The 21,075-nt window shown below is 70.2% G+C and carries 18 protein-coding genes; 11 read left to right on the forward strand and 7 right to left on the reverse strand.

Annotated features, from left to right (window positions below):
* Nucleotides 1-75: 75 nt before the first annotated feature.
* The 7 genes from ACQP2F_RS04195 to ACQP2F_RS04225 all read left to right on the forward strand — a co-directional run bounded on the left by ACQP2F_RS04195 (nt 76) and on the right by ACQP2F_RS04225 (nt 7,845).
* A complete protein-coding gene (locus ACQP2F_RS04195; RefSeq protein WP_433307336.1) occupies nt 76-1,362 on the forward strand; it encodes a PspC domain-containing protein in 1,287 nt (428 codons plus the stop codon).
* Nucleotides 1,359-2,015, forward strand: coding sequence for a response regulator (locus ACQP2F_RS04200; RefSeq protein WP_433300771.1), 657 nt, complete (start codon nt 1,359-1,361; stop codon nt 2,013-2,015). The genes ACQP2F_RS04195 and ACQP2F_RS04200 overlap by 4 nt, the downstream gene beginning before the upstream one ends.
* Before the next feature lie 182 nt (nt 2,016-2,197).
* A complete protein-coding gene (locus ACQP2F_RS04205; RefSeq protein ID WP_433300772.1) occupies nt 2,198-3,832 on the forward strand; it encodes a peptide ABC transporter substrate-binding protein in 1,635 nt (544 codons plus the stop codon).
* A gap of 83 nt (nt 3,833-3,915) precedes the next feature.
* Nucleotides 3,916-4,842 (forward strand): ABC transporter permease, encoded by a 927-nt coding sequence (locus ACQP2F_RS04210; RefSeq protein WP_433300774.1) that lies wholly within the window; start codon nt 3,916-3,918, stop codon nt 4,840-4,842.
* Complete coding sequence (locus ACQP2F_RS04215) at nt 4,835-5,761, forward strand: ABC transporter permease (protein ID WP_433300776.1); 927 nt, start codon at nt 4,835-4,837, stop codon at nt 5,759-5,761. Before ACQP2F_RS04210 ends, ACQP2F_RS04215 begins: the two co-directional genes overlap by 8 nt.
* Before the next feature lie 67 nt (nt 5,762-5,828).
* Entirely contained in the window at nt 5,829-6,836 is a 1,008-nt protein-coding gene (locus tag ACQP2F_RS04220; RefSeq protein ID WP_433307338.1) for an ABC transporter ATP-binding protein, read from the forward strand.
* Nucleotide 6,837: 1 nt separating this feature from the next.
* Nucleotides 6,838-7,845 (forward strand): ABC transporter ATP-binding protein, encoded by a 1,008-nt coding sequence (locus tag ACQP2F_RS04225; RefSeq protein WP_433307340.1) that lies wholly within the window; start codon nt 6,838-6,840, stop codon nt 7,843-7,845.
* Between the two features lie 256 nt (nt 7,846-8,101).
* Here ACQP2F_RS04225 and ACQP2F_RS04230 read toward each other — a convergent pair whose 3' ends face one another.
* The 3 genes from ACQP2F_RS04230 to ACQP2F_RS04240 all read right to left on the reverse strand — a co-directional run bounded on the left by ACQP2F_RS04230 (nt 8,102) and on the right by ACQP2F_RS04240 (nt 11,004).
* Complete coding sequence (locus ACQP2F_RS04230) at nt 8,102-8,392, reverse strand: chorismate mutase (RefSeq protein ID WP_433300778.1); 291 nt, start codon at nt 8,390-8,392, stop codon at nt 8,102-8,104.
* Between the two features lie 399 nt (nt 8,393-8,791).
* Complete coding sequence (locus tag ACQP2F_RS04235; RefSeq protein ID WP_433300780.1) at nt 8,792-10,225, reverse strand: FtsX-like permease family protein; 1,434 nt, start codon at nt 10,223-10,225, stop codon at nt 8,792-8,794.
* The gene (locus tag ACQP2F_RS04240; RefSeq protein WP_433300782.1) at nt 10,222-11,004 is read right to left on the reverse strand and encodes an ABC transporter ATP-binding protein; all 783 of its coding nucleotides are present in this window, start codon (nt 11,002-11,004) and stop codon (nt 10,222-10,224) included. Before ACQP2F_RS04240 ends, ACQP2F_RS04235 begins: the two co-directional genes overlap by 4 nt.
* Nucleotides 11,005-11,106: 102 nt before the next feature.
* On the opposite strand from ACQP2F_RS04240, the gene ACQP2F_RS04245 reads away from it, so the two are divergent.
* Nucleotides 11,107-12,009 carry a TetR/AcrR family transcriptional regulator C-terminal domain-containing protein gene (locus ACQP2F_RS04245; protein ID WP_433300784.1) on the forward strand — a complete coding sequence of 301 codons (903 nt, stop codon included), beginning with the start codon at nt 11,107-11,109 and terminating at the stop codon, nt 12,007-12,009.
* 9 nt (nt 12,010-12,018) lie between these two features.
* Here ACQP2F_RS04245 and ACQP2F_RS04250 read toward each other — a convergent pair whose 3' ends face one another.
* Entirely contained in the window at nt 12,019-13,860 is a 1,842-nt protein-coding gene (locus ACQP2F_RS04250) for a bifunctional metallophosphatase/5'-nucleotidase (RefSeq protein ID WP_433300786.1), read from the reverse strand.
* Between the two features lie 73 nt (nt 13,861-13,933).
* The gene (locus ACQP2F_RS04255; protein ID WP_433300788.1) at nt 13,934-15,115 is read right to left on the reverse strand and encodes a hypothetical protein; all 1,182 of its coding nucleotides are present in this window, start codon (nt 15,113-15,115) and stop codon (nt 13,934-13,936) included.
* Between the two features lie 163 nt (nt 15,116-15,278).
* Between ACQP2F_RS04255 and pcrA the strand changes: the two genes are divergently transcribed.
* Complete coding sequence (gene pcrA, locus ACQP2F_RS04260) at nt 15,279-17,669, forward strand: DNA helicase PcrA (protein ID WP_433307342.1); 2,391 nt, start codon at nt 15,279-15,281, stop codon at nt 17,667-17,669.
* Here pcrA and ACQP2F_RS04265 read toward each other — a convergent pair.
* The gene (locus ACQP2F_RS04265; protein WP_433300790.1) at nt 17,666-18,400 is read right to left on the reverse strand and encodes a M23 family metallopeptidase; all 735 of its coding nucleotides are present in this window, start codon (nt 18,398-18,400) and stop codon (nt 17,666-17,668) included. The two genes, pcrA and ACQP2F_RS04265, sit on opposite strands and share 4 nt — an antisense overlap.
* An 18-nt stretch (nt 18,401-18,418) precedes the next feature.
* Between ACQP2F_RS04265 and ACQP2F_RS04270 the strand changes: the two genes are divergently transcribed.
* Nucleotides 18,419-18,562 carry a hypothetical protein gene (locus ACQP2F_RS04270; RefSeq protein ID WP_433300792.1) on the forward strand — a complete coding sequence of 48 codons (144 nt, stop codon included), beginning with the start codon at nt 18,419-18,421 and terminating at the stop codon, nt 18,560-18,562.
* A 95-nt stretch (nt 18,563-18,657) separates the two neighbouring features.
* Here ACQP2F_RS04270 and ACQP2F_RS04275 read toward each other — a convergent pair whose 3' ends face one another.
* Nucleotides 18,658-19,398, reverse strand: coding sequence for a M23 family metallopeptidase (locus ACQP2F_RS04275; protein WP_433300794.1), 741 nt, complete (start codon nt 19,396-19,398; stop codon nt 18,658-18,660).
* 394 nt (nt 19,399-19,792) lie between these two features.
* Here ACQP2F_RS04275 and ACQP2F_RS04280 point away from each other — a divergent pair, with 394 nt between their 5' ends.
* The gene (locus ACQP2F_RS04280) at nt 19,793-20,197 is read left to right on the forward strand and encodes a cobalamin B12-binding domain-containing protein (protein ID WP_433300796.1); all 405 of its coding nucleotides are present in this window, start codon (nt 19,793-19,795) and stop codon (nt 20,195-20,197) included.
* Nucleotides 20,198-21,075 lie beyond the last annotated feature (878 nt).

The following is a 21,075-nucleotide window of genomic DNA, read 5'->3' on the forward strand; positions in this document are numbered from 1 at the left end:
GAGGCCACCCTGAGATCCGGGGGCCCCGATACCGGGGGACATTCCCCGTGGCCCGGGACGCCGGGACGTGTGACGATCGGAGGACGACACCGAGGAGGAGTCATCGCCACCGCAGTCACCCCACCCACGCGCCGGCTGTACCGGCCGCGCGACCACCGGATCATCGCCGGGGTCGCCGCCGGTCTGGCCGAGCATCTGGGTCTTCCGCTGCTGGCGGTCCGCATCGCGCTGGTCGTTCTCCTCGGGTTCAGCGGCCTCGGCCTTCTTCTCTATGCGGCCTTCTGGGCGGTCCTGCCGCAACAGGTTCCCACCGATGCCTCGCCGCCGCGACGCGATCTGGCCATGCTTCTGCCGTTCGCGGCGATCGGCCTCGGTGTCGTGCTGCTGCAGGCGCTCGTCTTCAAGAACAGCGTGGCCGGCACGGTCGGCTGGCTGATCGCGGTCGTCGCGGTCGGCGCCGGCATCATCTGGCACCAGTCCGACCCGTCCCGCCGCGGCCACTGGAGCGGCAACCTGCCGCAGACGCCCTGGCTGGCGGCGGTGGTCGCGGAGAGCGACCGCCGGTTCTTCCTGTTCCGCTTCATCGGCGGCGGCGTGCTGGTCGCGACCGGCATCATCGGCGTGGTCGCCGTCTACGCCCCGGCCGGCTCGCTCTCCTCGGTCGTCAACGGCGTGATCTTCGCGCTGGTCGGCCTGCTCGGGGTCGGCGTGGTCGCCGCGCCGCTGCTCTGGCGCATGTTCAACCAGCTGCGGGCCGAGCGCGAGGGCCGCATCCGCGAGCAGGAGCGCGCCGAGGTCGCCGCCATGATCCACGACCAGGTGCTGCACACGCTCGCCCTGATCCAGCGCAACTCGGCCGACATCAAAGAGGTGCAGCGGCTGGCCCGCGGCCAGGAGCGCAGCCTGCGCAACTGGCTCTACAAGCCGTCGGCGTCGCCGACCGAACGGTTCGCCGCGGCGCTCGAGCAGGCCGCCGCCGAGGTCGAGGACACGTACGCGATCACCGTCGAGACCGTGGTGGTCGGCGACACCGAGTGCGACGAGCGGGTCGCCGCGCTGGTGGCGGCGGCGCGCGAGGCCCTGGTCAACGCCGCCCGGCACGCCGGCGTGCAGACCGTCTCGCTCTACGCCGAGGTCGAGGCGGACGAGCTGAGCGTCTTCGTCCGCGACCGGGGCGCCGGATTCGAGATCTCCGGCGTGGAGGAGTCGCGCCACGGCGTCCGAGGGTCGATCATCGGGCGGATGAAACGCCACGGCGGCAAGGCCGAGATCCGCAGCGCGCCCGGCGAGGGCACCGAGGTCCGCCTCATGTTGCCGGTCACCCGAGAGAGCATGACGGCTGGGAAGGAGTCCGCACGATGACCGAGACCGAGGCCGGCCGGCTCCGAGTGTTCCTGGTCGACGACCACGCGATGTTCCGCGCCGGGGTGCGCGCCGAGCTGGGCGCCCACGTCGACGTGATCGGCGAGGCGAGCACGGTGCCCGAGGCGATCAGCAAGATCACGGCGGCCGAGCCCGACGTGGTGCTGCTCGACGTGCACATGCCGGACGGTGGCGGCCGCGCGGTTCTCGACGCGATGCGCCGCAGCCACCCGCAGGTGCGGTTCCTGGCGCTGTCGGTATCCGACGCCGCCGAGGACGTGATCGGCCTGATCCGGGCCGGCGCCCGCGGCTACGTCACGAAGACCATCTCGCCCGACGAGCTGGCCGCCGCGATCAAGCGGGTGGCCGACGGCGACGCGGTGTTCAGCCCGCGACTGGCCGGCTTCGTGCTCGACGCGTTCGCCTCCCGCCCCGACGTGCCGGTCGCCGACCCCGAGCTCGACCAGCTCACCAACCGCGAGCGCGAGGTCCTGCGGCTGCTCGCGCGGGGGTACGCGTACAAGGAGATCGCCAAGGAGTTGTACATCTCGATCAAGACCGTCGAGACCCACGTGTCCAACGTCCTGCGCAAGCTCCAAATGAGCAACCGTTACGAATTGTCACGATGGGCGGCCGACCGCCGACTGGTCTGACGCTCCGTCGCTGGGCGTGTACTGAAGGGCATAAACCCAGCTCAAGGCACAGTCCAAAGCTGCCCGAACGGCCTGTGGCTAGTATCGGCTTGGTAACGGGGCTCCAGGCCCCGGTTTCGCTGTGTCACAGTTGCTGGCGACTCACAGACCCCCGTGAGCGCCCTGAAGGAGGCATCCTCCACATGCGTGGGAATGGCCCATGGAAGGTGGCGGCCGGAGCGGCCGCCATCGCCTTGTTGGCGGCCGGTTGCTCCAGCGGCTCCTCGGACGACACCGAGACCCTGCCGAACACCATCAGCATCGGCATCGTCGAGCCGGAGAGCCTGATTCCGTCCAACACCACGGAAAACAACGGCTCGCAGGTGCTGTCGTCGCTCTTCTACCCGCTCGTCCGCTTCGACGAGAAGAGCGAGCCCTACACCGTGGCGGCCGAGTCGATCTCGCATGACAAGGCCAACAAGGTCTGGACCATCAAGCTCCGGCCCGGGTTCACCTTCAGCAACGGCGAGCCGGTCACAGCCGACAACTACATCAACGCGTGGAACTACGGCGCGTACGGGCCGAACGCTCAGCTGGGTTCGTACTACTTCAGCCGGATCGACGGCTACGCGCAGATGCAGTCGGTCGACCCCGACGGCGCCGGCCCCGAGAAGGCGGCGGCCCCCAAGGCGACCAAGCTGACCGGCCTCAAGAAGATCAACGACACGACCTTCCGGGTCACGCTCACCCAGGGCTTCGCGGGGTGGGAGTCGGTGATGGGCTACGACTCGTTCTACCCGCTGCCCAAGGCCGCCTTCGCCCGCGACGGCGTGCTCGCCGAGGGCTTCGGCGACGCCCCGATCGGCAACGGCCCCTTCAAGATCAAGGGGAAGTGGCAGCACGACTCCCAGATCCAGGTCGAGAAGGTCGCCGACTTCAAGGGCACGGTTCCCAAGGTCGACGGCATCACCTGGAAGATCTACCAGGACCTCGGCGCGCAGTACGCCGACCTGGTCGCGGGCAACCTCGACGTCCAGACCAAGGTGCCGATCGAGAGCCTCGCGTCGGCCTCCGGCGACCTCGGCGACCGCCTGCAGAAGACGCCGAGCTCGGCCTTCCAGTTCCTCGGGTTCCCGATCTACGAGAAGGAATACCAGAACAAGGACGTGCGCCGGGCGATCTCGATGGCGATCAACCGCGAGGAGCTGACCTCCCAGATCTTCCTGGGCTCGGAGACTCCCGCGAAGGCGTTCGTCTCCCCGGTCGTCGCCGGTTACCGGGCCAACACCTGCGCCGAGAACTGCGAGTACAACCCGACCAAGGCCAAGCAGCTGTACACGGCGGCGGGCGGCCCGGCCGAGATCAAGATCTCGTACAACCAGGACGGCGGCCACAAGGCCTGGATCGACGCGATGTGCAACCAGATCAAGGCCGCGCTGGGCGTCAACTGCGTCGGACTGGGCGAGCCCAAGCTGGCCGACCTGCTGAAGAAGGTCGAGCGGCACCAGCAGGTGGGCCTGATCCGGCTCGGCTGGGTCATGGACTACCCGCTGATGGAGGACTACCTCGGTCCGCTCTACTCGACCGACGGCTCGTCGAACTACTACGGCTACAGCAACACGGCGTTCGACAGCCTGGTCCGCGAGGGCTCGGAGGCGGCGACCCCGGCCGCGGCCGTGAAGAAGTGGCAGGACGCCGAGGACATCCTCGCGCAGGACATGCCGGTGATTCCGCTGCGCTTCGGCCAGAACGTCTTCGGCCACTCGGAGAAGGTCACCAACGTGACCATGGACCTCTTCCAGAAGGTGGACATCTACAAGATCGAAGTGGCCGAGTAATTTCGCCGCTCGAACCCTGGTGGCGTCACGGTCCGTCTGACACCGTGGCGCCACCGCATTTCTTCACCGCCGAAGGCAACTGAATGTTCCGCTACATCGTGCGGCGCCTGCTGCAGATGGTCCTGACCTTCTTCGGGGCGACGTTCATCGTCTACGCCCTGATGTTCGCCGTTCAGGACGATCCGTTGCAGGCGCTCGTCGGCGAGCGCCCCCTCACCGACAGCCAGCGCACCGCGCTCACCGCCAAGTACCACCTGGACGACAGCTTCTTCACGCAGTACTGGTACTACGTGAAGGGCCTGCTCACCGGGGACTTCGGCACGTCGCTCACCAACCGCCGGGTCGCCGACATGCTCGCCGACGCGTGGCCGGTGACGCTGAAGCTCTCGATCATGGCGATCATCATCGCGGCCACCATCGCGATCGTGGCCGGCGTGATCTCCGGCATCCGGCGCGGCAGCATCTTCGACAACGCGACGCTCTTCGTCACGCTGATCGTGCTGGCCCTGCCGATCGTCGTGCTGGCGCCGCTGGCCCAGCTGATCTTCGGCATCAAGCTCGGCTGGTTCCCGGCGACGGCCGGCAAGGACGCGTCGCTGTACGAGCTGCTGTTACCGGCGGCCGTGCTCGCCAGCCTGGTCGTCGCCACCGAGCTGCGGGTGACCCGGGCGTCGGTGGCCGAGAACCTGCGCGCCGACTACGTGCGTACCGCCCGGGCCAAGGGCCTCACCCGGAAGCGGGTGATCGGCGTGCATGTCCTGCGCAACTCGCTCATCCCGGTGATCACCCTGATCGGGGTCGACATCGGCGGCCTGATGTCGGGGGCGATCGTCACCGAGAAGGTGTTCAACATCCCCGGCGTCGGCTTCAACCTCTTCCGCGGCATCCGTACGGAAGACGGCCCGCTCGTGGTCGGCTTCGTCAGCGTTCTGGTGATCGTCTTCCTGATCGTGAACCTGATCGTCGACCTGCTCTACGCCGCCCTCGACCCGAGGATCCGCTATGAGTGACATGAACGCCCTGACCGCGGAGTCGCCGGTCCTGCCCGGCCCGTCCGGCGACGGCGTCAGCAAGTCCCGCAGCCTGGCCGCCGACGCCTGGCACGACCTGCGCCGCCGCAAGATCTTCTGGATCGCGCTGGTGATCATCGCGGTGGTCCTGCTGATGGCCGCGTTCCCTCAGCTGTTCACCTCGGCCGACCCGCACGAGTGCGTGCTCTCCCGGCAGCACAAGGGACCGAGCGGCGCCGCGATCTTCGGATACGACTTCCAGGGCTGCGACGTGTACGCGAAGACCGTCCACGGCGCGCGCTACTCGATCGTCGTGGGGGTCTTCTCGACGCTGATCGCCGGCGTGATCGGGCTGACCTTCGGGCTGGCGGCCGGCTTCTTCGGCGGCTGGCTCGACGCGGTCCTGTCCCGGTTCGTCGACATCATGCTCGGCATCCCGTTCCTGCTCGGCGCGATCGTGCTGGCCAAGCGGCTGTCGCACGACCCGCAGAGCAACGGCGTGCTGGCCGTGACGGTCACCCTCGGCGTGCTCGGCTGGACGACGGCGGCCCGGGTCATGCGCTCGGCGGTGATCGCCTCGAAGAACCAGGACTACGTGGCCGCGGCCCGGATGCTCGGCGCGAGCCCGTCCCGGCTGCTGTTCCGGCACATCCTGCCGAACTCGATGGCGTCCTACGTGGTGGTGCTGACGATCCTGCTCGGCATCAACATCGCGAGCGAGGCGACGCTGTCGTTCCTCGGCATCGGCCTCAAGGGCGACGCGGTGAGCTGGGGAATCTCCATCGCCGAGGCGACCGGGTACGTCCGGGTGGCCGCCGCCCCGCTGATCTGGCCGTCCGTGTTCCTGGCCGCCACGGTGCTGGCCTTCATCATGCTCGGCGACGCGGTCCGCGACGCCTTCGACCCGAAGCTGCGGTGACCTCGGTGACTGACATCTTCTTCGAGCGCGAAAGAGCCGTGACTTCGTGACCGACATCAAGGCGCAGATGGACGCGCTGCCCGGCCTCGACCCGCGAGCGCCGCTGCTGGCCGTCGACGATCTGCACGTGGAGTTCCGCACCCGGGACGGCGTGGCCAAGGCGGTCAACGGCGCCGGTTTCCGGCTGGCGGCCGGGGAGACCCTGGCGCTGCTCGGCGAGTCGGGCTGCGGCAAGTCGGTCACGGCCCAGGCGATCATGGGCATCCTCGACACGCCGCCCGCGTACGTCACCCGGGGTCAGGTCTTGTATCGCGGCGTCGACCTGCTGCGCCTGTCCGAGAACGACCGCCGCAAGGTCCGCGCCAACCGGATCGCCATGATCTTCCAGGACGCGCTGTCGGCGCTGAACCCGGTCTACACCGTCGGCTTCCAGCTGAGCGAGCTCTTCCGCAAGCAGCGCGGCATGTCCCGCTCGGATGCCAAGCGGCGGGCGATCGAGCTGCTCGACCAGGTACGCATCCCGGCCGCGCGCGATCGGATCAACGACTACCCGCATCAGTTCTCCGGCGGCATGCGGCAGCGCGTCATGATCGCCATGGCGCTCGCCCTCGACCCCGAGGTGCTGATCGCCGACGAGCCGACCACGGCCCTCGACGTCACCGTCCAGGCGCAGATCATGGGACTGCTCGCCGAGCTGCAGCACCAGCGCAACATGGGACTGATCCTGATCACGCACGACATGGGCGTGGTGGCCGACGTCGCCGACCGGATCTCGGTCATGTACGCCGGAAAGGTGGTGGAGGAAGCACCGGTATACGACATCTATGCGCGACCTGCCCACCCGTACACGAAAGCGCTCCTGGAATCGATTCCCCGCCTGGATCTCAAGGGTCAGCAGCTCAACGTGATCCGCGGCCTGCCGCCGGCGCTCACCGACATCCCGCGGGGATGCGCGTTCCATCCCCGGTGCGGGTACGCGCGCCAGATCTGCCGCCAGGAGGAGCCGCCGCCGTATCAGATCGCGCCGCACCGCATCTCGCGCTGCCACTTCATCCGGGAGGTCCTCGGTGTCTGACGTGTCCGACCTGGTGCTGGAGACCCGCAACCTGGTCAAGCACTTCCCGATCACCCAGGGGATCGTGTTCAAGTCGAAGGTGGGCGCCGTCCGGGCGGTCGACGGCGTCGACATCCAGCTGCGCCGGGGCGAGACGCTCGGCATCGTGGGCGAGTCCGGTTGTGGCAAGTCGACGCTGGCCAAGCTGCTGGTCGGCCTGGAGAAGCCGACGTCGGGCGAGGTCGTGGTGCGCGGCGACAACATGGCGCGGCTCTCCGGCCAGGCGCTGCGGCGGGCGCGTCGCAACATCCAGATGGTGCTCCAGGACCCGTACACGTCGCTCAACCCGCGCATGACGGTCGGCGACATCATCGGCGAGCCCTTCGAGATCCACCCCGAGGCCGTCCCGCGTGCCGGCCGGGCCCGCGCGGTCCAGGAGCTGCTCGACCTGGTCGGCCTCAACCCCGACCACATCAACCGCTACCCGCACCAGTTCTCCGGCGGCCAGCGTCAGCGCATCGGCATCGCCCGGGCCCTGGCCCTGCGGCCCGAGATCATCGTGTGCGACGAGCCGGTGTCGGCCCTCGACGTCTCGATCCAGGCCCAGGTGATCAACCTGCTCGAGCGCCTGCAACGTGAGCTGGGCCTGTCCTACGTCTTCATCGCGCACGACCTTTCGGTGGTACGCCACATCTCCGACCGGGTCGCGGTGATGTACCTGGGCAAGGTCGTCGAGACCGGCTACCACATGGCGATCTACGAGCAGCCGACGCACCCGTACACGCAGGCCCTTCTCTCGGCCGTACCGGTCCCCGACCCGCGCCTGCGCGGTCGCCGCGACCACATCGTGCTGGAGGGCGACGTGCCGTCGCCGGCGAACCCGCCGTCGGGGTGCCGCTTCCGCACGCGGTGCTGGAAGGCCCAGCCGCACTGCGCCGACCAGGAGCCGTTGCTGCAGATCCGGCAGCGGTCGCCGCACCCGAGCGCGTGCCATTACGCCGAGATCCGTGACGTGATCCACCGCTACTGAGGGGCCCGCGCCGCGCCGGCCGCGCTGGGCTGGACGCGCCTCCCGCCCCAGATCTTGATGAAAACGTGCGCGCTCAGAACACGAATTCCACAAGATCGGGCTGGACGCTCCTCCCGAACCGGCAAATGCTGAAATTTCCCCCACGGCTGCGGCGCCGCGAACCGGATTGTGCCCGCCCACCTCGACGGGCGGCACTTGCGCGACCATGCAGCATGGGTGCCTGGCGAGCGCTTTTGTCGCGCTCACCCGGCAGCGGTCAGAGGGGGCCGCGGCCGGCGCGGAGGATCATCAGGGCGATCTGGGTGCCGTCGGGGCCCAGGGCGGCGCGGAAGCGGTCCACGATCTCGCGCTCGCGGGAGAGGACCAGGCGGGTCCCGCCGCTGGCCATCCGGGTCTTGCCCACCGACTGGGAGAGGCGGGCCCGCTCCAGCCATAGGTCGATGATGGCCTGGTCGATCTCGTCGATGCGCTCCCGCATGGCGCGGATCTCGTCGGCGGCGAGCGGCTCGCCCGCGCCGGTCGTCTGGTCTGCCACGTCGGCCGTCATTTCGTGCTCCTCGGGTGCTGGCGCCCCGGTCGACCCGGCCCGGGCAGCATCAAGCCCCGGGCTGGGAAGCCCGGGGCTTGATGTAGGTCTGTCGTTCAGACGCGGCCTACGGTCGCCGGACTCCCGGAACCGTAGTAAAAAAATCGCGCCTGCTGAATCACGCTGCCGAGTATGCCCCCGTGCCGAACCAGCTCGCAAGGAAACCGCCCGATCCGTGGGACGCCGCCGAGACCGGCCGCCACGCCGTGGCGCGCTTGGCCCGACCTCGGTCCCCCTGGCCGCCTCGCCCGCCTGGCCGCCTGGCCGCCTGGCCGCCTGGCCCGCCTGGCCCGCCTGGCCCGCCTGGCCCGCCTGGCCCGACGGTGGCGCGCCTGGCCTGACCTTGGCCGCGCCGCGGAGTCAGGCCGGAAGCCCGACGCCGGCGGTGGCGGGACCGCGGACCACGCGGCGGGTCGCGCCGATCATCGCGGCGCCGGTCAACGTGGCGGCGACCGCCACGATCGCCAGATAAGGCAGCGGCGTCGCGTCCGGCCACAGGCGGTCGGCGCGGGCCGAAGCGAACGGCAGGATCGTGAACAGCGACGCGATCGAGCCGCCCAGCACCCCGGTGATCGTGACGAGCAGACCTTCGAGACCCACCATCGCGAGCAGCTGACCCCGGGTCGCGCCGGCCAGGCGCTGCTGGGCGAACTCGCGGCGGCGGCGCACGGTGCCGGCGATCAGGGTGTTGACCAGCATGATGGCCACGAACAGCGTGAGCATGCCGACCACTACGTAGTTCAAGGTCTTGACGTCCTGCGCGTACGACGGCTCCACCGAGCCGATCGCGGCGCGGTTCTCGATGCCCTGCATGTAGACCGTGCCGGTCGCGATGCCGGTGAAGAACAGCACCGGCATGACCGCGCTGCCGAGCTGCCGCCCCCGCACCGCCAGCACGGCCAACTCGCCGGGGGCGCCCCCGACGAGGCGCACGACGCCGCCGAGAAGGAGGGTGACCAGGCGCAACAGCTCGGGGGCCAGCAGGGCGAGGCCGACCGAGGCCCAGATCCCGGCCTGGCCGCCGGTCTGCATCGCGTCGATGCCCTTGCCGTCCATGAGCGTCGCGGTCAGCACCGCGCAGTTCGCGCCGACGGCGAGGAAGAAGGCGGCCGCGATCCGCCGGAAGAGAGGCCGCGAGCGAGCACCCGACGACACGGGAGGCGAGGAGGCGGAAGGCGAGGCGAAGACCGTGCGCCGGGCCGTGGCGACGCCGGCTATCAGGGAGCCGAGCAGGGTTACGCCGAAGCCCACGCCGAACGCGGTCGGGCCGAAGACGAACGAGGTCGAGGGTGCGGCCTGGCCGGTGTCGCGCAGGAGGGAGAGCAGCAGGCGGCCGAGCGCCAGGCCGAGCGGGATCGCGGCGGTCGCGGCGAGGAGCGCTACCGCCGCCGCCTCGCCGAGGATCATGCGCCGGAGCTGGCCTCGGGTGGCGCCGATGCGGCGTAGCAGCGCCACCTGGTCGGCGCGCTGGCGGATGGCCAGGCTCAGCGTCGAGGTCACCGCGAAGGCGACGATGATCAGGCACCAGCCACCCCCGACCGCCGCCGTCGTGCTCAGCGAATCCGCACTGGACGCCGCAGCGTCGGGCAGGGAGGCGGCGCTGGGGAGGGAGGCGGCGCTGGGCAGGGAGGCGCTGCCGGGCAGGGAGGCGGCGCTGGGCAGGGAGGCGGCGTTGGCGGTGTCGAGCAAGGAGGCGAACGCCATCAGGAGGGCGGCGCCCAGGAATGCGGTGAGGAAGGTGGCTACGAAGCCGCCGGGGCGGTGCCGCAGGTTGCGCAGCGCGACGGAGATCATGCCGCCGCTCCGATCCCGCGGGCGTCGCCCAGGTGGGCGAGCCGGTCGGCCACCGCGTCGGCGGTGGGTGCGCTGAGCGAGCCGGCCAAGCGGCCGTCGGCCAGGAAAAGCACCGAGTCCGCGTACGCCGCGGCGACCGGATCGTGAGTGACCATGACGACCGTGCGCCCGTACTCGTGCACCACCGTGCGCAGCAGCGCGAGCACCTCGCGGGCGCTGCGCATGTCGAGGGCGCCGGTCGGCTCGTCGGCGAAGACCACCGCCGGGTCGCTGACCAGCGCCCGGGCCACCGCCACCCGCTGGCGCTGGCCGCCGGAGAGCCGCTCGGGCAACTCGCCGAGCCGGTCGCCGAGGCCGAGTCGCTCGAGGACGGACCGGCTGCGGCGGCGGTCGGCCCGCCGAGCTCCGCCGACTGATAGTCCAGGCTTGGGTAGCCGACTGCCATCGAGCCGCAGGGGGAGCATCACGTTCTGCTCGACGGTCAGCGACGGCAGCAGGTTGTAGTCCTGGAAGACGAAGCCGACCCGCCGCCGGCGGAACTTGGTCATCGCCGTGTCGTCGGCGGCGCTCAGCTCCTCGCCGTCGATGAACACCTGGCCCGCGGTCGGCGCGTCGAGGCCGGCCGCGCACTGCAGCAGCGTGCTCTTGCCCGAGCCGGACGGTCCCATCACCGCCGTGAAGCTACCGGCCGGGAAGGAGGCGGTGACCCCGTCGAGGGCCGTCACCGCGTTGTCGTAGGTCTTGTAGATCGATTCGAGTCGCACCGCTTCGGAGGTCATGTGGTACACCGTACGGATGCACTAGCATGCGAGAAATGGTGCTAGCACCCCTATCCGAGTAGTGCACTACGGTCCGGTGCACTAGTGCACTAGGAGGCCACGATGGAGCTTCCGGCGTACCGGAAGATTGCCGCCGAGATCGCCGCGCGGATCGCCTCGGGTGAGTTGCCGCCCGGCTCCAAGGTGATGTCGACCCGGCAGATCATGGCGCGGTACGACGTGGCGATGGCGACCGCCACGAAGGTCATCAACACGCTCCGCGAGCAGGGACTGGTGCAGGCCCGGCCCGGACTCGGCACCGTGGTCACGCAGGCGGTGGGCAGCATCGGGCCGGACCGCGACCGGGTGGTGCGCGCCGCGATCGCGATCGCCGACGCCGAGGGGCTGACCGGGCTCTCGATGCGGCGGCTGGCCGGGGCGCTCGGCATCCCGACGATGTCGGTCTACCGCTACGTCGCGGACAAGGATGAGCTGCTCCTGCTGATGATGGACGAGGTGATGGGCACGAACCCGCCGCCCCGGATGACGGTGGCGCGGGACGGCTGGCGGGCCTGCGTCGAGGCGCTGGCCCGGCTGCAATGGTCGATGTACCGGCGGCATACGTGGCTGGCGCAGGCGGTCTCGTTCACCCGGCCGCTGCTCGCGCCGAACGCGATGGCGCACACCGAGTGGACGATGGCGGTGCTCGCCGAGCACGGCTTCGACCCGGCGCTGCAGTTCCGGGCGGCCGTGATGATCGCCAACTACGTGCGCGGCACCGCCGTGAACCTGGAGGCGGAGGCGCAGGCCGTGCAGGAGACCGGCATGACCGAGCAGGACTGGTTCGCCTCCCAGCAGGAGCGGTTCGCGACGGTGCTGGCGAGCGGGAAGCTGCCGATGATGGCGCGGTTCGTGGCCGGCCAGCACGAGTTCAACCTGGACATTCTGCTCGAGTTCGGCCTGCGGCAGATGCTCGACGGCCTGGAACGGATGAGGCCCGCCGGAGGATCCGGCGGGCCTCGATGATCGACCTCGTCAGGCGACGATGCTGATCCGGTCGGCCGGGCCGGGCGCGACCGGAGCGCCGGCGCCGAGGTACGCGACCAGGGCGTCGACGTCGAAGCCGGGAGCCGTGACGCGGCCCGTGCCGCCGGTCAGGACCGAGAAGCCGTCGCCGCCGTTGGCGAGGAAGTCGTTGGTCGTGACCTGGTAGTTGGCCGCCGGGTCGATGGCCGTGCCGTTCAGGGCCAGGTTGGTGATCTTCGAACCGAGCGGGGCCGACGCGCTCCACGTGTAGGTGAGGCCGGCCGAGACCTGCAGGATCTTGTTCGTCGTCTGTCCCTTGTAGCCCGCGAACTGCTGCTCCAGGGCGTCCTTGATCTGAGCGCCGGTCAGCGTCTGGGTGACCACCAGGTTGTTGAACGGCTGGACGGTGAACGCCTCGCCGTACGTGACCTCGCCGACCGCCTCGCCGCCCGCCGACGCCTCGGCGTCGAAGTCGGCGCGGATGCCGCCCGGGTTCATCAGCGCGAGCTGGGCGCCGGCGCCGGTGGTGCGGGCGAGCTGGGCGTCGGCGATCACGTCACCCAGCGCCGACTCGCCGGCCGGGGTGGGCGTACGGGTGATGTCCTTCGTGATCTTGCCGACGACCTTGTTGGCGATCGGGGCGACCGCCGTCCGGTACTTGTCGGCGATCTTCTTGGCGCCCGCGTCGACCGTCTCCGGGTTCTTCAGGTAGACACCGGACGCGTCCTTCTTCCAGCCGCCGGCGCCGTCCGGGACGCCGTTCTCCACGATCACGTTCTTCGCGGTGATCCCGGCGAACCTGCCGGTCCGCGTGTCCAGCGCGTAGTCGGTGTCGGTGATGAGCTGACCGTTGGTGCCGGCGCTGGTGACGACCGAGGTGCCGGCCTTGTTGGGCAGCGTGCAGGTGTAGAAGCGGTGGGTGTGGCCGGAGACGACCAGCCCCATCTCGGGGTTGAGGCCCTTGACGATGTCGACGATCGGTCCCGAGAAGTTGGTGCAGTCGGAAACGCCCGGCGGCGGCGTGGCCGAGCCCTGGGCGCCGCCCTCGTGCACCAGCAGCACCTGGGCCTTCACGCCGAACAGCTTGAGCAGGTTGCTCCACTTGTTGGCGGTCTCGACCTCGTCGGTGAAGTGCACGTTCTTGATGCCGGCCGGGTTGACGATGCCGGCCGTGCCCTCGAGGGTCATGCCGATGAAGCCGACCGGGACGCCGCCCACCAGCTTGATCGAGATCGGCGGGAGGATCGGCAGGCCGGTCTTGTTGTTGATCGTGTTGGCGGCCAGGTAGGTGAACCTGGCACCGCCGAACGGGTCGCCGTCCTGGCAGCCGTCGACCGGGTGGCAGCCGCCGCGCTGGAGCCGGATGAGCTCGTCGACGCCCTCGTCGAACTCGTGGTTGCCCACGGAGCTGACCTGCAGGCCGACCTGGTTCATCAGCTCGATCGTCGGCTCGTCGTGGAAGGCCGCGCTGACCAGCGGGGTCGCGCCGACCAGGTCGCCGGCGCCGACGGTGAGCGTCGACCGGCCCTCGGCCTCGGCCTCGGCCCGCAGCCTCTTCAGGTAGGTCGCGAGGTATTCGACGCCGCCGGCCGGGGTGCTCGTGCCGGAGGCGTTCACGACGGCGCCGCTGCCGCTGGGCGGGTCGATGGCGCCGTGGAAGTCGTTGTAGCTGAGGAACTGGCCTTCGACGGTGGCGTTGTGTGCCCCTCCGAAGGAGACGCTCACCGGCTTGAACTCGGCCGGCGGGGCCGCCGCCGCGGTGGTGGATTGCCGGGCCAACGGAAGGGTGGTCACGACGGCCAGGGCAAGGGCGGGTGCGGCCAGGTGTCGCAGCACTCGACGGATGTCCATGGGTATGGTTCTCCCGATCGGGTTTGGTTCGATCAACGTCGACAGCCTCGTCTATCGACGCTGGTGAGCGCTACTACCTCCGGGTGACAACTAGATTGCTGATCCAGCCGGCACAGGACCGGTCGACGTCGGCGAACGGCCGTCCGAAGACGCTCCTCGAGGCGTTCTCCAGCGAGTTCCCGCGGCGCAGCCGGAGGCGTACGAACTCCATCGCTCTTGCCTCACCATAGCGGTTGACCAGGCACGATACGGCGAAGTGCCCCTCGGCGTAGAAGGCGGCCACGTCCTTCTCGCCGGCGCCGTCGGGCAACGGCGCGGCGGCGATCCGGGTGGTCCGGCGCAGGGCGTTCCGGCTGTACGTCTCCGGCGCCGTCCGCGGCTGCATCCCGATGTACTCGGCGACCCCCTCGACCAGCCACATGTCCTCGTGCCGGGTGGTGACGCCGCTGATCGTGGCGACGTGACCGAGCTCGTGCTGGATGACCTCGCGCAGCGCGCTCCGGGTCGTCAGGCGGGCCGGGTTGATCACCACGTCGGCCCCGGCCGGACCGAGCGGCTGCATGTAGCCGACCGCCCACTCGGTGGCCTTCCCGCCGTACCAGATCCGCCAGGTCTGCTTGGTGGCGAGGAAGATCCGGTAGCGCGGCTGCCGGTTGTCGGCGAAGGCGGCGAACCGGTCGTCGACGGCGGCGGCCTGATCGGCGACCGCGACGACCTCCTTCAGCCGGCCGCGCAGGGCCCGGGGCGCGCCGACGGTGACCCGCCGGCCCTGGGCGAAGACGAGATCGCCCTGCTCCCACGGCGTCGGCGGCGACCCGGCGACCCGGGTCAGGCCGGTGACGACCGCGGTCCGGCCGCGTTGCTCGACCGTCGGGCGCTGGGCGATCCGCGGGCTGTCCGCCGGGCACCGCGGCCGGTCGAAGCAGTAGGCGAGCTCGACCTGGCCCCTGGTCACCCGGAAGTCCACAGTGGCCCGGAGCGCGCGCAGCGTACGGAAGAGGTTTTGGTATTTCTCGCGCAGGGTGGGGTCGACCGGCGCGAGCCACCCGGCGAGATCGCCCCGGTCGAGCGCCTTCGCCTGCCCGCTCAGCAGTTGCCGCACGGGGTCCTTCGGCTTCGGGGGCGCGGTGGCTGCGCCCGCCGGCACCACCCGCGCCGGATCATCCGGATCGGCGACCACGATCGAGATCGAGACGGCCAGGACCACGGCCAGGATGGCGCCACCGACGTGCCGCGCCCCGCTGAAGCCCCGCACCCGCGCCTCCGCAGCCTTATGGAAGCTGTGCGGCTGATTGAAGCAAACGGCCGGCCCCGGGCGCACCCCCTCGCCCGAGCGGGAGTTCTTGTCGGGGGGTGGGCCTAGACTTGCCACCGCGATGCGAGCTTCCTCTGAACCCCAGCCCAGCCTGCCCTTCGCCATGCCCGCGGTGCGCGAGGGCGAAGCGCCCTCCGCCGTGCGGGAGGCGCCGAAGAAACGACGGCTCGACCCGGAGTCGCTGCTCACCGGACTGAACGGCCCCCAGCGCGACGCCGTGACCCACGCCGGGTCGCCGCTGCTGATCGTGGCCGGCGCCGGCTCGGGCAAGACCCGGGTGCTGACCCACCGCATCGCCTACCTGCTGGCCGAGCGCAACGTGCATCCCGGCCAGATCATCGCGATCACGTTCACCAACAAGGCCGCCGGCGAGATGAAGGAGCGGGTCGCCGCGCTGGTCGGCAACCGCGCCCGGCTCATGTGGGTGTCGACGTTCCACTCGGCGTGCGTGCGCATCCTGCGGGCCGAGCACGACCACGCGGGCCTCAAGAGCTCGTTCTCGATCTACGACGCCGACGACTCGCGCCGGCTCATGCAGCTGGTGATCCGCGAGCTCGACCTCGACCCGAAGCGCTACACCGCGCGCGGCCTGGCGGCCCAGGTGTCGAACCTGAAGAACGAGCTGATCGAGCCGGAGGACTTCAAAGGCAACGCCAAGGGGCCGAACGAAAGAGCGCTGGCCGAGGCGTACGAGATGTATCAGCGCCGCCTGCGGGAGGCGCACGCCCTCGACTTCGACGACATCATCATGGCCACGGTGCATCTGTTCCAGTCGCATCCGCACGTGGCCGAGGCCTACCGCCGCCGGTTCCGGCACGTGCTCGTCGACGAGTACCAGGACACCAACCACGCGCAGTACATGCTGGTCAAGGAGCTGGTGGGCACCGACGGCGACGGCGAGGTGCCGCCGGCCGAGCTGTGCGTGGTGGGCGACGCCGACCAGTCGATCTACGCGTTCCGCGGCGCCACGATCCGCAACATCCTCGAGTTCGAGCGCGACTACCCCGACGCGCGCACGATCCTCTTGGAACAGAACTACCGATCCACCCAGACGATCCTCTCCGCCGCCAACGCGGTGATCGAGCGGAACCCGTCGCGCAAGCCCAAGCGGCTGTGGAGCGACCAGGGCCCCGGCGAGCAGATCGTCGGCTACGTGGCCGACACCGAGCACGCCGAGGCCGACTGGGTGGCCCGCGAGATCGACCGCCTGCACGACCGGGAGGGCATCCGCCCCGGCGACGTGGCCGTCTTCTACCGCACCAACGCCCAGTCCCGTGTGTTCGAGGAGGTGTTCATCCGGGTCGGCCTGCCCTACAAGGTGGTCGGCGGGGTGCGCTTCTACGAGCGCAAGGAGGTGCGTGACGCGCTCGCCTACCTGCGCGCGATAGTCAACGACGACGACACGGTCAGCATCCGCCGGGTGCTCAACACGCCCAAGCGCGGCATCGGCGAGCGGGCCGAGGCCTGCGTCGAGGCGCTGGCGTCGCGCGACCGCATGTCGTTCGGCCAGGCGCTGCGCCACGCCAAGGACGCGCCCGGCATCGCCGCCCGCTCGGCCAACGCGATCGCCGACTTCGTGCAGCTGCTCGACGACTTGCGCGAGCTCGCCCGTACCGCGCCGCCGGAGGAGGTCCTGGAGGCCGTGCTGCAGCGGTCCGGGCTGCTCAGCGAGCTGGAGGAGAGCATCGACCCGCAGGACCAGGGCCGGGTGGAAAACCTGCAGGAGCTGGTGAGCGTCGCCCGGGAGTACACGGAACGGGTCGAGGCCCAGGCCGAGGAGGATGCCGATCAGGCGGCCACCTTGGCCGGTTTCTTGGAGCAGGTGGCGCTGGTGGCCGACGCCGATCAGCTGCCCGATGACGATCCCGACCACCAGGGCGTGGTCACGCTGATGACGTTGCACACCGCCAAGGGCCTGGAGTTCCCGGTGGTGTTCCTGACCGGCCTCGAGGACGGCGTCTTCCCGCACATGCGCGCGCTCGGCGACAACACCGAGCTCGAGGAGGAGCGCCGCTTGGCGTATGTGGGCATCACCCGCGCGCGTCAGCGGCTCTACCTCTCCCGGGCGGTCACGCGCGGCGCGTGGGGCCAGCCGCAGTACAACCCGCCGTCCCGGTTCACCGACGAGCTGCCGCCCGAGCTGATCCGCTGGGAGCGCACGGCCGGAAACTACACGTCATGGTCGGGGACCGGCGGCGGAGTGGGTGGTCGCGGCGGGGGAGATCGCGCACGCGGCGGGGGCTTCTCCGGTGGTACGCCGAAAGCACAGCAGCTGGCGAGCCGGCTCGGCATCGATGCCAGCAAGCTCGCCACCGCCAGCGAGCTGCGCCAGACGCCCAAGGTCGCGGTCGGCGACCGGGTCAACCACCAGCGGTACGGACTGGGCCGGGTGACCGCGGTCGAGGGCCAGGGCCCGGGTGCACGGGCCCAGGTCGACTTCGGCGACCAGGTGATGTGGCTGATCCTCCGGCACGCCCCGATCGAGAAGATCTAGCCGACCGCGCACCCCGGAATGTCGACGCCGTGCTCGTGCATCCAGCGGGTGGGCTCGATCGGGTTCTGGTAGAAGCCCTGGTGCACCTCGAAGTGCAGGTGGGGCCCGGTGGAGTGCCCGGTCGACCCTTCGTTGCCGATCTGCTGCCCGGCGGCGACGTGCTGCCCGACGACGACGGTGATCACCGCGAGGTGGCCGTAGTGGGTGAGGAAGCCGTCGCCGTGATCGATGAGCACCGCGTTGCCGTAGCCTTCCGCCACGCCCGCGCGCACGACGACGCCGGCGCCGGCGGCCACAATCGGCGTCCCGTCGGGGGCGGCCAGGTCCACGCCCTCGTGGACGTGCCCCCACCGCGGCCCAAAGCAGGAGGTGACGCGCGCGCTCGGGTTGGGGTTGACCCAGGCGGCGGCGGTCGGGGGTTTCGCTTTCGGGCGTTCCTTCTTCCGCACCCCGTTTGCGGTGCGCCCGGCCCGGACCTGAACGCCGCCGGTTGGCGCCCAGTCGTCGTCCGTGCCCGTGAGCTGCCGGCTCGCGTTGTCGCGCACGTTCCCGGGAAGCAGCTCGCCGGGTAGCCCGCTCCTCCCGCCGGATTTATCCGTCATGTCGGAAGTTGTCGCGCCGAAGCTCGCCTCGGCGGGCAACGCTGCGGTGCGTTTCGTGGTCGCGGCGGCCGCGGTTCCGCCCGCGACTCCGGTGATCAGGGCGGCGCCCATCGTCGCGGACAGGAACACCGTGCGGCCTCGCTCGCCGTGGAGGGGCAGGGCCGCGAGCAGGCCGGGGCGCGGGGCGCGATGCTGCGGCGCCGGGCGAAGGCGGGAGCGGTGATCGTGACGGTGGCGGCCGCCGGAGGGGCGCTGGGCACGGTGCGGCACGCGGCGAATCCCTCCGGCTGATGATCGGACCGACATCTGTCTCGTCGGCGCGACCCGGAGAGTGGCTGAGCGTCAGGGGAGATGCACCCGAACTGCAACCGGCCCGGGCGGAAGGATCAGGAAGCGGCGGCGGCCATGCCCGCGTACACCGACTCGACCTGCAGCTTGATGTCGACGCCGCGGTCGCGGAGGAACGGGATGGGGTCGGTGGGCCGGCCGTTGACGTGGATCTCGAGGTGCAGGTGGGTGCCGTAGGAGGCGCCCGTGTTGCCGACCTCGCCGATCGTCTGGCCGGCCTTGACCTGCTGACCCACCTTCACCAGCACGCGCCGGGAGTGGGCGTAGATGACCTCGGTGCCGTCCGCGTTCTTGATGGTGATCGCGTTGCCGTAGCCGCCGTTGTAGCCGGCCTGGGTCACCACGCCCCCGTGGATCGCCTTGTATGGCATGCCCTCGGGCGCGGCCAGATCGATGCCGGCGTGCAGCTTGCCCCAGCGGACCCCGTACGCCGAGGTGAACGAGTACTCGTCCATCGGGAGCAGCCAGACGTCGGCCGCCTCTTCGTCGGCGCTGACCTTGGTCTTGCTGACCGCGCCGCGGTCCTCGCCACGGGAGGCCTTGCTGTCGTCGGCGCGAGCGGCGAGTGCCTCGTCGGCGCCGTGCGCGGCCTGGAGGCCCTGCAGCACGTCGGGGCTGACGGCCTTGTGGTCCGGGAAGTTGCTGCCGGCGCCGAGGGCCACGACTCCCGCGCCCAGGAAAGCGGCGGTGGTGACGACCGCATAACGGCTGCGAGGAGGGGTGGGTACACGGCGTCGGCCGCGATACCGGTCGGGCTCAGACGACAAGCGCTGGCGCACGAACAACCCTCCGTCGATGGCAATACTTTCCGACCCCGCCGCGACCTCTTATTAGGAGGTGAACGGTGGTGGTCCGAGCTGCCGGATCGGGGTTAACCGGATGACAGCCGTGGGCCACGGTAACGAAACGGCGTCCGGGTCACAAGTCGAAGCGCCAATTCGCTGACAGTTCCGCGTCCGTTTTGCGGAGCTAATGTCCGAATTCGTTACCTTTTCCGAGCGGGTTCGTTGCGCACTCTCTGTGATTGGCACGGAAACGCAAAGTCAAGTCACTCTGAATGCATTTCCGGTCACGCGCGGTGATCACAGTTACCGGGAGCCCACTACCAGGCCCGGGTGCGCCGGGTTACCGTTCGTTCAGGACAACGGGGTTCGCCGGACACGGAGGGTCGGTATGCAGGCACGCATCAGGGTGGTCGTGGCCAAGCCGGGGCTGGATGGGCACGACCGCGGTGCCAAGGTGGTGGCCCGCGCGCTGCGTGACGCGGGTATGGAGGTGGTGTACACCGGCCTGCATCAGACGCCGGAGCAGATCGTCGAGACGGCCATTCAGGAGGACGCCGACGCTATCGGTTTGTCCGTCTTGTCCGGTGCACACATGACATTGTTCCGCCGCGTGATCGAGCTGTTGGCGGAACGTGACGCAGGCGACATCGTGGTATTCGGCGGCGGCATCATTCCGGCTGACGACATTGCCGAATTGGAGACGCTCGGCGTTGCGAAAATTTTCACACCGGGCGCCACTACCGCATCCATCATCGAATGGGTACGCGCCAATGTGACGACGCCCGTCGCGTGAGCCGGTAAGGGGCAAGGGGAGAGGCCGGACGCACCCCTCACACGTCCGGCCTCTCTATGCACGATGCCCCGCCGCCACCCCTCGACCGACAGGGCATCGGCCGTTCCGCATCAGCTCGCCGCAGCGCTCCGACATCACTCTCAACGACGCCTTACCGGGCCGGTTACGCGAGTCCGTCCGACTTTTTCACCGACCCCCGCCGAGCCGCCGCCTGCGCCGCCGGCACTTCGCATTCCGCGCCGTCGGCACCCCGCCCTCCGCCGCTTCGGCAACCCGCCCTGCGCGCCGTCGGCGCCCCGCCTTACGCGCCTTCGGCGCCCCGCTCTCCGCGCCGCCCACACCCCGCGCTCCGCGCCTTCGGCAACCCGCTCTCCGCGCCTTCGGCAACCCGCTCTCCGCGCCGCCGACACCCTCGCTCCGCGTCGGTGACTGATCGCGCTCGGCGTCGCCGACAGCCTCGCCGCGCCGTCGGCATCTCGCTCCGACCCCGTCGTTGCCCGGCGCCCCGCCTCGCATCTCCTTCCGCGATCTTGATGACTCGGCATGGGACGGGGAGCAGCGTTTCATCAAGATCACGGCAGGGGGAGCGACGGCGTGACGGGCCGAGGGCGGCGGGGCGAGAGTGAGGAGCGGAAAGCGGCGGGCGAGGGAGTGAGGAGCGGAAGGGCGGCGGGAGAGGGATTGAGAGGCGGAGGAGCGGAAGGGGCGGCCGGCGAGGGGCGGAAGGTGGCATTGGGGCCGCGGTAGAGGGCAGGCATGCGCGGAAGGCGGAGAGCTGGTGAGTAAGGACGTGCATGCGGTGCCGGTGGGGGCGGTGGTGTGCCGTCTTGCACACGGCGCACCCGCGGCTACGGCGCGCTTCCGGAGGTCGCTAGTCT

The organism is Actinoplanes sp. CA-030573 (assembly GCF_050951115.1).
Taxonomy (GTDB): domain Bacteria; phylum Actinomycetota; class Actinomycetes; order Mycobacteriales; family Micromonosporaceae; genus Actinoplanes.